Origin of the sequence: Cytobacillus sp. FSL M8-0252 (assembly GCF_038007345.1) — a bacterium.
GTDB lineage: Bacteria > Bacillota > Bacilli > Bacillales > Cytobacillaceae > Cytobacillus > Cytobacillus kochii.
In genome coordinates this window covers 505924-518338 of sequence record NZ_JBBOWZ010000001.1, presented here as the reverse complement: position 1 = coordinate 518338, position 12415 = coordinate 505924, and the positions used below count along the sequence as shown (strand labels likewise).

Genomic DNA, 12415 nt, shown 5'->3' with positions numbered 1-12415 from the left:
TAGGAATTTCAGTGATAATTTCCCAAATTATTAATAACTATTATCTACCAACATGTTCATTGATATGCATTAAAGAATCCCATTTCTTGTAGAAATTTTTGTTTGATCCTGCATATAGATTCTTGGTATGCGCATACCTATTTGGCAAGTTACCTCATAATTAATTGTTTCAAGTGTGTTAGCTATGTCATCTACAGAGATGGTCTGATTATTTTGAGTCCCGATTAACGTAACGACATCTCCAATTTGCTCTTCCTCACTAATACGAATCATGCATTGGTCCATACAAATTCTGCCGACAATACTTACTCTTCTTCCATTAACAAGGACCTCTTGTGTTGCTAACCTCCTAATCCACCCGTCCGCATATCCGATTGGCAAGGTACCAATTGATTCCTCTTTTTCAGCTTCGTACGTTGCTCCGTAACTCACTTTCTCGCCCGGTTGCAATTTTTTCACATGAACAATTTTCGTGTGAAGTGAAAACGCCTCTTTTAATTTAAAAGGTAAATGATTTTTAATTTCAGAAGATGGTGACATGCCATACATTGAAATCCCAAATCTAACTGCATTAAATTTCGCCTCAGGATGTCTCATGCCAGCTGCACTATTACTAGCATGAATATATCTTGGTTGTTCATCCATCCAGCTTATCATTTCATTAAAGGTGCTTAACTGTTCATTAAAGTAGGATGTCTCAAGTTCATCTGCTGTCGCAAAATGCGTGAAAACTCCTTCAACATGGAACTTTCCTTGCTGTAGTTGGTATTGAAATATTCCCCATTCTTCTTTTGATTTAATCCCTAATCTACCCATCCCCGAGTCCATTTTCACATGAACTTTTACTTCTTTACTTATGAATGGTGCAGCTTTCTTCAGCCACTCAGCTTGGCAAACAGTTAAAGTAATTGCTGCTTGTTCGGCTAACCCAGCATCCTCTGGTCGTGTGAGCCCTAAAACTAATATCGGAGCGTCAATCCCTTTATTTCTAAGAGCAAAAGCCTCATCCAATGTCGCCACCGCTAAGTATGTGGCACCAGCCTTTAGAGCTGTCTTGGCTACCTCTATATCTCCATGGCCATATGCATTTGCCTTCACAACTGCAAACAACTCTGCTTCTTCTCCAATATGTTTAATCATTGACTCTACATTATATGTGATATAATCCAAATTTATCTCTGCCCAAGTATCACGAAAATATGGGACCTGTTGATTCATACCGTCCACTTCCTCTTTATACTTTTCCTTCTATTATTTGATTATGTCACATTAACGTATAACAGAAAAGACAAACTTTCTTCTTAGACCGAGTGAAGTAAAAGCAGTGTAAGATGTAATTTAAGAAGTATGTTAAACATGGTAACTTAAAGTTACCTTTGATTACCAATTAATCTAGATGATATGGCGTTAATATTGGCAAAATTATCATCCGTAGAAACCACAAACAACGCAAAGAAACCCGAGGAATCTACCTCGGGTTTATCTTATCTATATTTATTTTACAACTTCCCCTTGTACAGACTGTGCAATTTGGATCATTTCTTCTTTCGATAGGTTTGTCGATGCAATCATATAATCCACGCCATTTTGCGTCCAGGATACCATATTATCTGATACGGCTCCTACCGTGAAGCCAAGGTCAACAGGGTCACCATTCATCATCGCCTCTTCACCACCAGAGGTTTGAACAATAACAGCCTTCTCTTGAATCATTGTGAATGATTTGTCTTCACCTTCATAGGTTAGAATGACACGTTTACCTTCTTCTGTTTCTACTTCTTTTTCAGAAACAAGTTCAACTTCAGGTAGCGATTCTGGATAGAAGACAGTGAAATCTTCTTCTTCTGCTACTTCAGCCATGACTGGGAATTCTAACTGCGCACCTGTCATATTTTTCTTCGTATCGAAATCTTTATTATCTAGTTCTTCATTAAATTTCACATTGGAGAAATCTACCGTCACAACTGGTGTTCTTTCTGCATCCATTACCTTTACACTAACTGGAGATAGATCCGATTTATTCAAGGTAATCTCTTGGAGAGGTAGCATTTGATTGTTTTGATAACTCGTTTTTGTTTCATAAACATAATGATCTTCCGTTGCTTTAAATTTTGCTTCCTTATCATTTTGAATATCTTCAATTAATGACTCATAAAGGTACGCTTGACTACTATTGTTTGGCCAGTCACTTTGGAAGCGAAAACTTTTATTCAAAGCTGGCGTAAGAACAAACACACCTTCTTTGTTCTTTAAGATCATTTGACTTTGATCTTTTTCAGTGTTTTTAAGTGCCACACGATAAAATTCCGGGTTCTTATGCCATATTTCTATATCATAGGATTGCGGCTCGGAACCTGTTTGCAGCGTCATTTTCGCTTCCGCCTTATAGCTTTTTAATGATTCTAGTTTGCTCGATAAATCTTTTGTCACATCCTCCTGGGATTTTGTCCCACATGCAGCTAGTGTGACAGTTATGGCCAGTCCCATGAGTAGCCAGAAAAACTTCTTCTTCATTCCTTCAACCCCTTTTTCTTATAATCAACAGTGCAGTCAAACGCTTCCGTGGCCTTGTCTCCTCCATTGCACTATTGAATATATGAGACAACCTCAAAGATTATTCCAGACCTTCTAATAGATCAAGAATATTTTTTCGAGCCTGGGGATGATTTGTATGTAATTAATTACAGGCGTTTATTTGAAGGAATAGTAGCTATAATCAACTTTACTTCCTGTCCTAATGAATACTACTCTTTTTCAATTATCACTTGAGCAATGGCATACTCTCTACTATGGGAAATAGATAAGTGTACAAGACAGCCATCAACCGGAAGAACAATTATCGGTTGTCCAGTCGTATGGTTAGCTGTTTCAATATCTAGAAACGAAAGTGATTGTCCGATGCCTGTTCCTTTCGCTTTAGCAAAGGCTTCTTTCGCAGCAAATCTCCCTGCTAAATATTCTATTTTTCTATGCCCAGTTAGAGTCTCATATTTCTTTTTTTCGCTTGTTGTTAAAATACGTTCGACAAACCGTTCTTTTCTTTTTACTAATTGTTTAATTCTCTGTATTTCAATCATATCGATACCAATGCCTTTAATCATTCTAATCACCATCTTCTAAATAAAATAAATGCTGCATAAAACAAACTATAGTATATTTAATGTATGAGAACATTTTAGGAGGAGTCAATTATTGTTTATCAGGACAGAAAGCTTTAGAGAATTTATTCGCTTCTATCCCATCGTTACTTCTATTATCGCTATTAATATTGTATTGTATTTACTTACTGTTTTGCCCATCCTACCAACCAATTGGTTAATGGCGCATTTTGCAGGTATTAATATTTATATTATGCAAGGGGAGTTATGGCGACTTGTTACACCTATCTTCATGCATAGCGGATTTGCTCACCTTTTATTTAATTGCTTCTCGCTTGTGTTATTTGGACCCCCACTTGAGAGAGCAATTGGCAAGGGGCGTTTCCTCCTTGTTTACTTCCTAGCTGGTATTGGCGCGAATATCGCAACTCTCATCCTTGAACCGTTAACATATATTCACGTTGGCGCGAGCGGGGCGATTTATGGTATCTTCGGTTTCTTTATTGCTATTATTGTGTACCGCAGAGATTTACTTTCACAGCAAAATACTCAGCTCATTCTTGCCATCACAGTTATTGGTGTAATTATGACCTTCTTGCAAGCGAATGTAAATGTGATTGCCCATCTATTTGGTCTATTAGCAGGTTTCCTCACTGGTTCAGCAATGATTAAAACGAAATTAAAAGCTGGATACGGTGCAACGAGACCAACAAACCAATGGAAATCTTCAGCTAGACGATTAAAAGGTGTCCCCCTATCAACCATTATTATCTTTGGGGGCATTATTCTTCTTGCCATTATCGGTCTATTGTCACGTTAATGAAATCGTTCAAACAAACAGCAAATCCGAACAATTTATGTTCGGATTTGCTGTTTCTCATTCTGTATTCTCAGGAGTATAAGAATACCACTTGTATATAGATAATACATCTTCTACTTCTAGGTCAACTACATCTCCTCCAGTTGCACCTGAACCAGACATAGCCTTAGCAGAAATAGTAGCTAACTGATTTTGCTTCTGAAAATACGTTTCTTTCATTGAAATTGATTGTGTTCTATTCTTCCTCAAATAAACAGTTGTTTTAGAAATAAATCGTGAACGAAGAACGAGTTGATTTCCTATAATCGTCCAACCAGCTGCTTTATAACGGTAATAAGATAAAATAAGCATCAATCCAACGAACACTAAACTAAATAAACCCCACACTGAGAAGAAATAAAGAAGGATAACTGCGACTGGAACAGAGATAAATAATCCTCTCAATATGTATCTTCGTAAAGCCCTTTTTGGTGCTGGAACAAACATATCTGTCAATTGGTAATCATTTAGTCCAGTTTCTATCTTCTCGCGAATTCGGTTTCTCTTAATGAGCGGTAACAGCATCACTTTCGAGCTATCCGCATCCTTTAATGACCCACCTGCACTCTCAAGGTAAACAGATGCATAGCCAATCGCTTGTCGAACTGGATTCTCATTTATCCTTAATGCTTGAATCCGATGTAAGGGAATCGTTAGTTGCTTCTTCTCCAATAGACCGCGGGTAATAACTAATTCTTCTCCCACTTTTCTTACAGTGAAATTAGCATACTTTAACACTGATCCAATGAGAGCAATAAGCCAAGCAAGAACGAAACCAAGGAAAACCATTAAACTGATGAGCATAACACCACCTGTAATAAAGACACTCAATTCATCAAATACCTTCTCATAAGGAATGACTTCAGCAAATTGTGATAAAAAGGCAAAGACAGCTGATATCACAACACCTACTCCCCCAGAGGTCGAAGAAAGTAAAATCAACTCTCCAGGTTTAATTTGGTAAAGTATTTGTTCCTCTTTTTGTTCTGTTTCGATTTGCTCATCTAACTCTATATGTGCATTTTTAGATTGTGATAGGATATCTTGAATCTGCTGTGCCTCATTTTTAGAAATAGCAGTCAATATAGCTTCTGCCTCTAGTCCTGAACCAGCTGTTTCAATGGTCATTTTCACTAAACCAAAAGGTCTTTGTAAAATACCTTCTGATAAATCAAGACTTTGGATTCTTTCGAAAGGGATATATCTTTTTTTCCGAATAATTAACCCTGATTCAATTCGTAATTCTCCCTCTTCTATTCTGTAGGTAAAACGAAGCCAAGTAAGAATACCGGATATAAGAATAAGAGCAATAATACCTATTGTAATAAAAAGCTGAATCTTCCCTTCACTATTACCAAATACGACAATAATTAAAATGGGAATAATGGAGTCCTTTAATGTTTTCAGTACATTTGATACGGCTGCAATCGGATGAAGTCTTCTCGGCTCAGACATCATCTACAGCCACCCTTGCTAAGTTAGATATAAAAAATCGCAGTTCTTCTGCTTCTTCTAGATCTAATGCGGGTATTTCATGAACAGTTGCCGCAGTTGAAACCGTCACGGTAGCTAGTTTATATTTTCGAAGAATAGGTCCTTGGTGAGTATCTACATGCTGTACTCTAATCATTGGGACGAGTGTACGTTTAATGATAAATATTCCATGCTGTAGTTCTATTTCATTCTCTCTCACTTCATAGCGCCACCTTTTCCACCGCACAGTCGGAAAAACTTTAATCGCTAAATAGGCATAAAGAGCAAATATAATTAATGCAACACCAATTATCCACATCGGCCAATCAAAAATGAATGTTAAAACAATAGCGCCAATTGCCAATACAAATGGGATAAGGGAATGTAGTGCACCAGATATTTTCCAAACAGTCAGACCCCGTTTAGAAATACGCTTTTGCGGCTTCGATAACATATATGTAAACCCCCTAAAATTCCTTATTGAACAACTATAGTATACATGAAAGCCATACTATTTCTCAGTAAAAACTTGGATATTTTTTCATTCTTATTTATTATTTCTATACGATAATCTAAAGAAAAGGTTTCAATTAGAGTGAAGTTGATTAATCCCTTACCTATCTACTTCATTTACTTATAAAATGTCATATGATCTTTATCTTGCCGGTAGTAGGCTAATCGATCTTGTAAGTTACCCGTATGGAACTCAAATTTATGACCATCCGGGTCAGTAAAATAAATCGAGCGCTTATCTTTTTTGTCCCTTATGCGGCCTGATAAAATATTCACTTTTAAGTCTTGTAAGCGTTGATAACTACTTTCAAAATCATCTTCATCAATAGAAAACGCAATATGAGTATAAGATTGGGCAATCTCCTGACGAGGTATGTCTTTTTCTTCATTAAGGGCAATCCATATGCCTTGACAATCAAAATATGCTGTCGTTCTCCCTTTTACAAGCAACTTAGCTGCAAAAACCTTCTCATAAAAAGCAATAGAACGGTCTAAATCAGAAACAGAGAATAACATATGGTTCAAACCTTTAATCATACTGCCGTTCACCTCATCTTAAATTTATCTGGCATCCTATTAACCATTATACTGAAGCAGCAGCAAATACTATAGATAAAAACACATCTAGTTTAACGTCTATAAGTTTTATATGGACTTTTCATTTTCTTCCACCACAGACCCCTTTTGCTACATGTCTACATAACACAAAAGAACCGAGCTTCATTTCAATGCTCGGTTCTCCCAATATATTATCTATAGCTATTTGCATTTGTTTTCTTATTTCCTTGATAATTCCTTTTACCTGAAGGTTTACCATCACGGGAGCGATAGGAGTTACTTTGTCTTCCTTTCGGGCTATACCCACCTCTAGGACGGTTACTTCTATCTGTGGATCTTCTGTCTCGTTTAGCCGGTAAAGGTTTCTCTTCTGTTAGTTTTACCGGAGTCGTGTCCGGTTCTTTGATCATGAGCTTCAACAATGCTTGAACTACCGTTGTTGCGTCGTGGTGTTCAAGTAATTGTTGTGCAGATTGTTGATAATATTGAAGATGATTATCCTCAATGATTTGCTCGACTTTTTCTGCAACAGCCTTTTGTTGCCCCTCTAATGCTTGATCTAACGTCGGAGCAGCCATTCTTTCCATTTTCTTTTTCGTTGTTTTTTCAACGATACGTAAGTATGATTTCTCACGTGGGTTAATAAATGTCATGGCCATTCCTTCTTTACCAGCACGACCTGTTCGACCAATACGGTGAACATAACTTTCCGGATCTTGTGGTATATCAAAGTTATACACATGTGTAACACCAGAAATATCTAATCCACGAGCTGCTACATCTGTTGCGACAAGGACATCAATGGACCCTTCTTTAAACTTACGAAGGACAGACATACGTTTAGCCTGGCTCAAGTCACCATGTATTCCTTCTGCATTGTAACCTCTTAAACTTAAGGCTTCAGAAAGTTCATCAACCCTTCTTTTCGTACGTCCGAAAACAATCGCAAGTTCTGGTGATTGAATATCAAGCAGTCTTGTTAACACATCAAATTTATTTTTTTCTTGTACTTCAATATAATATTGCTCAATGAGTGGTACAGTCATTTCCTTCGCTTTTACTCGAACGATTTGTGGCTCTTTCATAAACCGTTCAGCAATACGTTGAATGGCTGGTGGCATCGTCGCAGAGAAGAGTAAAGTATGCTTCTCTTCTGGGACACTTGATAAGATTTTTTCAATATCATCAATAAAGCCCATATTTAACATTTCATCAGCTTCGTCTAAAATCACTTTTTTGACATGATCTAATTTTAGTGTTTTTCGATTAATATGATCAAGAATTCTTCCAGGTGTACCGACAATAATATGAGGACGATTTTTTAACGCTCGTATTTGACGGTTAATATCTTGGCCACCATAAATCGATAACACTCTCGTTCTTTTCCCAAAACCGAGTTTGTATAATTCCTCTGACACTTGAATGGCTAATTCTCTTGTCGGCGCAATGACTAAACCTTGAATAAAACTATCATTATAGTCAATATGGTCAATCATAGGAATACCAAAAGCGGCTGTTTTACCTGTACCTGTTTGTGCTTGTCCAATTAAGTCCTTATTCTGCAAGCTTAAAGGAATCGTCTCTGCTTGAATCGGAGTTGCCTCTTCAAACCCCATTCTTTTAAGAGACTTCATTGTTTCAGGGCTTATACCCAAATCTTGAAACTTAGTCAATGTATCCAATCTCCTTCTGTTCTTTGAAAAATATTTTATTTCATCAAGTAGGCAGGAAATTTCCCCAATCAAAGTTGTTATAATTACAACGATTTAAGAGAAACCCACTATAGAGAGGATGAGGGAGAATTTATTACCAATGCATGAATTGCTATGCTTATTTGTATAAAAAAATAAATGTATGATGACTTCCGCATCCTAAATCTAACGAACAATTACAAATAGAAATTTTTATTCAGACATGTAATGAAAAAAGACATTCTCCTACCAGTGGAGTATGTCCGGGTTTCAATGGAGTTCCTGTTGACACTTTGTTGTATATATTACCATCTCAACGCATGATTTGCAATGCTTTCGCAGGACATAGTATGACAGTAGTATAAAAATAAACAATTGACAAAAGAGAGTTCATTTGAAGAAAATCGCCTTAACTAAAAGGTTATGAAAGAAATTGAAGTACTTCTTTAAACAGGTGCTCACTTTCATCACAATGACAAATTAAATGTTTTGACCGTTTAATAATAATTTTGTGTTTCTGTTCTGAGGTGATGTGTTTATAAAGATAATCTGCACTGCGTACAGGAACGATGCCATCATCTTCTCCTTGAGCGATGAAAGTTGGAACCTTCACTTCTTTTAATCGTGGGCGAACCGTCGCTACTAGCTTTTGGAACTGCCTAGCTGCAGCAAACGGCGTGGAGCTGATCTTTTGTTTGTAATGTATAAATAATGGATTTTGCGTTATTCTTGTGCCTTGAAGTCCTTCTCTTAATAACCCTTTAATATCAAGGAAAATTTGTCTTGGATTTAAATAGTAGGCAGCTGCACTAAGTAAAACCAGTTTCGCTACCGGGTATTTTACCGCTAATTCACTAGCAATCATGCCTCCCATGGAGAATCCAATTATATAAACAACTTCGCATTTTTCTAGTAAGTTTTTTAATTCTTCCTCTGCATGATTGATCCACTTTTGAAATACAATCCCCTTTAAGGACTGCTTTTCTCCATGGCCAGGTAATGTTGGAACCGCTATTTCCCAATCCGTATGTTCCTTTATATAATTCGCCAATGGGGCGACTTCATAAGGTGCACCTGTAAATCCATGTATGCATAAACATCCAATCATCTTTTACACCGCCAATGGTAAATTTATCAGGCTATTGAACAGCTTATCAACTTTAACATAAACATCTAGTTTATTTTTTACCCTCTATACGGAAAATTAAATCCTCACAACGCAAAAAATGTTAATTATTATAATATAATTCAAAAGATAGAAAAAACCTTATGTTCCATGTGAAACAATAAGGTTTTTTGAATTTTAGTATAGTATTATTGCAATCCCTCAACGACTTCTTCTAACTTCATTCCTCTAGAAGCCTTAACGAGTACAATTGTTTCATCATTGACATGTTTTTTTAGTTCTTCAATTAATGGCGCCTTTTCATCAAAAGCAAATACACGGTCTTCAGACAATACTTCCTTGGCTCCCTTTGCAATTAAGTGTCCTAATCGACCATAGGTAAATACGGCATCGATGTTTTCCGCACAGATGGATAACCCAATTTCTTCATGAAATCTCTCTTCATCTGCCCCTAATTCCAACATATCACCTAGAACAAGTATTTTCTTCTTATATCCTGGTAAATTCGCTAATAATTCTATCGAAGCTTGCGTTGAAGTAGGGCTTGCATTGTATGCATCGTTAATTATTTTCTCGCCATTTTGACCCTGTAGTATTTCCATCCTCATATTTGTCAGTCTCACTTTCACTAATCCTGCTTCCATTTCCGCAAATGACACATTAAAGTGTTGTGCAACAATCATAGCTGATAGAGCATTTAAGACATTATGCATACCTAAAATAGGTAAAGTGAATTCTACTTCGCTCGCATTGACCTGAAACTTACTACCGTTGTCTAATTGTTGGATATTCACAGGATATAGGTCATTTTGTTCGGTTCTTCCAAAGGTTTTAACCGTAGCTTGCCCTTCATATGAATCAAAGTAATTTCTTAAAAGGGGTTCATCCCCCATGTATACCATCAATCCATCTGACTTTAAGCCATTTATAATCTCAAGCTTTGCTTCAGCAATTCCTTCTCTTGAGCCTAAATCTTGTAGATGTGATTCACCGATATTGGTAATAATCGTTGCATCAGGGCGTGCTAGCTTAGTTAGAAAGTCAATTTCACCTTTACCACTCATACCCATCTCTAATACAGCTACCTCTGTTGTTTCTTCTAGCGCTAAGATGGTAAGCGGAAGACCGATATGATTATTATAATTGCCTTCGGTTTTTTGGACTTTATATTTCAACGCTAAAAGATTCGCCATCATATCCTTTGTCGTCGTTTTACCATTGCTACCAGTAATCCCTACCACTTTTATACTTAACTGATTACGATAGGCTCTTGCCAGCTCTTGTAATGCAGTTAACGTATCTTTAACGATGATAATGGGTAAGTGAGTCGGTGGATTTGGTACATCCTCTTGCCAAAAAGCAGCCGCAGCTCCTTTTTCGATAGCATCCGACACATACTGATGCCCATCTGTTCGCTCTCCTTTAAAGGGTATAAATAGTTGTCCTGGAGTAATCTCACGAGAATTTATACTTACACCTTGAATTTCTTTTTTTCCGTATGGTGAAAGATCATTCTCTATTTGAATCATTTCTGCTATATCATTCAAGGTTCTCTTAATCAACTTTTCCTGCCTCCTTTTTGACAGGTGCACTGCGGGGTGCAAAGCCTATCTTTCTATGTAACTGTATACGTTACAGCTTAGCTGTTCCGCTTACAGTTACTTTGTATGCTTAATTTTTTGTTTTTCTTGATGTCTTTCAATTGCTAAGTTGACAAGACGTTCAATAAGGGCTGGATATTCAACACCTGAATGCTTCCAAAGTAATGGGAACATACTGTATGGTGTAAAGCCTGGCATTGTGTTCACTTCATTTATATAGACTTTTCCTTCCTTTGTTAAGAAGAAATCCGCTCTAACAAGTCCCGAACAATCTAATGCTTTAAAGGCTTTAATTGCCATCGCTTCTAATTCGCTATATTCAGCTTCAGTAACATCAGCAGGAATCATTAAAATTGTATTCCCATCTTCATATTTTGCCGTATAATCGTAGAAGTTTTTATCTTTCGGAATAATTTCACCGGCAACAGAGCACTCAGGATAATCATTTCCCACTACACCTAGTTCAATCTCTCTTGCATCTACACCTTGTTCGATAATAATTTTACGGTCGTATTTAAATGCTTCAACGAATGCCTCATGGAGCTCACTACGATTCGTACATTTGCTAATCCCTACACTTGAGCCTAAATTTGCTGGCTTAACAAAGCACGGGTATCCGATGGTATCTTCTACTTTGCGATAAGCATCCTCTTCCGCAGTTTCCCATTCCCCTCGAAGGTACCAAACATAATCAACTTGGTTTAATCCAGCTTGAGCAAAGATATTTTTCATGATCACTTTATCCATTCCTGCTGAAGAAGAAAGGACGCCATTTCCGACATATGGTAAATTCAAAAGCTCAAGCATTCCTTGAACCGTTCCATCTTCCCCATTTGGACCATGCAATAAAGGAAAAATCACATCAAAAGGTCGACTTTCTTGTGACTCAAAAAGGGTTGGTGCTAACGCTAAAGGTGATAGCTGTTGGCCTTCTGAAAAAGATAATTCTTTCACTGTCTCCACGGGCCCAGTAAGTTGTTGCCCCTTGATCCATTGACCTTCTTCCGAAATATAAATAGGATAAATATCAAATTTATTTGTGTTTAATGCTTTAATCACGGCAAGCGCTGTCTGCATAGAAACATGATGTTCAGCAGATTTCCCACCGTACAAAAGTCCGATCTTAATTGTCATCAATAAAACCTCCAATTTTAACAAGTAACTTATATTTATTTTACCACTTTATAAAATAAGAGAGTAAATGTTTCAACAAGATAAATGCCTATAAAAGTATATGTATGTATAACCATGGGAAAAGGAGCTTACTTCAATTAAAAAATAGCCATTTCTCTCTTAAAAAAAGTGATATCGTCATTGGAGATTGTCCTCATATCGACTATTAATGGCAATGAGATGAACTCATGTCAGGATATAAAGACCTAATTCCCATTATCCTGAAATATTTAATAATATATCCTTCATTCCTGCTACAACCTATAGATAGCATCAATATAGATGCTAAGTTCTTTGAAGTTGTTCTACCTACTGATATACCA

11 protein-coding genes are annotated in these 12415 nt (G+C 36.9%); 1 reads left to right on the top strand and 10 read right to left on the bottom strand.

Annotated elements, in window-relative coordinates:
- Positions 1-69: 69 nt before the first annotated feature.
- The 3 genes from alr to acpS all read right to left on the bottom strand — a co-directional run bounded on the left by alr (position 70) and on the right by acpS (position 3101).
- Positions 70-1218, bottom strand: a complete 1149-nt coding sequence (alr, locus tag MKX83_RS02685) for an alanine racemase (protein WP_322910323.1) — start codon at positions 1216-1218, stop codon at positions 70-72.
- Between the two features lie 276 nt (positions 1219-1494).
- Entirely contained in the window at positions 1495-2514 is a 1020-nt protein-coding gene (locus tag MKX83_RS02680; protein ID WP_095370826.1) for a LolA family protein, read from the bottom strand.
- A gap of 230 nt (positions 2515-2744) precedes the next feature.
- Entirely contained in the window at positions 2745-3101 is a 357-nt protein-coding gene (gene acpS, locus MKX83_RS02675) for a holo-ACP synthase (protein ID WP_341053900.1), read from the bottom strand.
- 91 nt (positions 3102-3192) lie between these two features.
- Here acpS and MKX83_RS02670 point away from each other — a divergent pair, with 91 nt between their 5' ends.
- Entirely contained in the window at positions 3193-3918 is a 726-nt protein-coding gene (locus MKX83_RS02670; RefSeq protein ID WP_307315423.1) for a rhomboid family intramembrane serine protease, read from the top strand.
- A gap of 57 nt (positions 3919-3975) precedes the next feature.
- On the opposite strand, the gene MKX83_RS02665 is transcribed toward MKX83_RS02670, so the two are convergent.
- The 7 genes from MKX83_RS02665 to MKX83_RS02635 all read right to left on the bottom strand — a co-directional run bounded on the left by MKX83_RS02665 (position 3976) and on the right by MKX83_RS02635 (position 12053).
- Positions 3976-5412: a PH domain-containing protein gene (locus MKX83_RS02665; RefSeq protein ID WP_341053898.1), complete on the bottom strand. Its 1437-nt coding sequence runs from the start codon at positions 5410-5412 to the stop codon at positions 3976-3978.
- Complete coding sequence (locus MKX83_RS02660; protein WP_095370830.1) at positions 5405-5884, bottom strand: PH domain-containing protein; 480 nt, start codon at positions 5882-5884, stop codon at positions 5405-5407. The genes MKX83_RS02665 and MKX83_RS02660 overlap by 8 nt, the downstream gene beginning before the upstream one ends.
- Before the next feature lie 176 nt (positions 5885-6060).
- The gene (fosB, locus tag MKX83_RS02655) at positions 6061-6480 is read right to left on the bottom strand and encodes a metallothiol transferase FosB (RefSeq protein WP_341053897.1); all 420 of its coding nucleotides are present in this window, start codon (positions 6478-6480) and stop codon (positions 6061-6063) included.
- 212 nt (positions 6481-6692) lie between these two features.
- Complete coding sequence (locus MKX83_RS02650) at positions 6693-8174, bottom strand: DEAD/DEAH box helicase (protein ID WP_095370832.1); 1482 nt, start codon at positions 8172-8174, stop codon at positions 6693-6695.
- Positions 8175-8613: 439 nt separating this feature from the next.
- Complete coding sequence (locus MKX83_RS02645; RefSeq protein ID WP_095370833.1) at positions 8614-9300, bottom strand: alpha/beta hydrolase; 687 nt, start codon at positions 9298-9300, stop codon at positions 8614-8616.
- A gap of 206 nt (positions 9301-9506) precedes the next feature.
- Entirely contained in the window at positions 9507-10880 is a 1374-nt protein-coding gene (locus MKX83_RS02640) for a UDP-N-acetylmuramoyl-tripeptide--D-alanyl-D-alanine ligase (protein WP_307315433.1), read from the bottom strand.
- A 96-nt stretch (positions 10881-10976) separates the two neighbouring features.
- Positions 10977-12053 (bottom strand): D-alanine--D-alanine ligase, encoded by a 1077-nt coding sequence (locus MKX83_RS02635; protein ID WP_307315436.1) that lies wholly within the window; start codon positions 12051-12053, stop codon positions 10977-10979.
- Between the last annotated feature and the right edge of the window lie 362 nt (positions 12054-12415).

Bases quoted from the DNA above. Each gene is read 5' to 3' on its own strand.
- alr (WP_322910323.1), bottom strand. From the start codon at position 1,218: ATGAATCAACAGGTCCCATATTTTCGTGATACTTGGGCAGAGATAAAT.
- MKX83_RS02680 (WP_095370826.1), bottom strand. From the start codon at position 2,514: ATGAAGAAGAAGTTTTTCTGGCTACTCATGGGACTGGCCATAACTGTC.
- acpS (WP_341053900.1), bottom strand. From the start codon at position 3,101: ATGATTAAAGGCATTGGTATCGATATGATTGAAATACAGAGAATTAAA.
- MKX83_RS02665 (WP_341053898.1), bottom strand. From the start codon at position 5,412: ATGTCTGAGCCGAGAAGACTTCATCCGATTGCAGCCGTATCAAATGTA.
- MKX83_RS02660 (WP_095370830.1), bottom strand. From the start codon at position 5,884: ATGTTATCGAAGCCGCAAAAGCGTATTTCTAAACGGGGTCTGACTGTT.
- fosB (WP_341053897.1), bottom strand. From the start codon at position 6,480: ATGATTAAAGGTTTGAACCATATGTTATTCTCTGTTTCTGATTTAGAC.
- MKX83_RS02645 (WP_095370833.1), bottom strand. From the start codon at position 9,300: ATGATTGGATGTTTATGCATACATGGATTTACAGGTGCACCTTATGAA.
- MKX83_RS02635 (WP_307315436.1), bottom strand. From the start codon at position 12,053: ATGACAATTAAGATCGGACTTTTGTACGGTGGGAAATCTGCTGAACAT.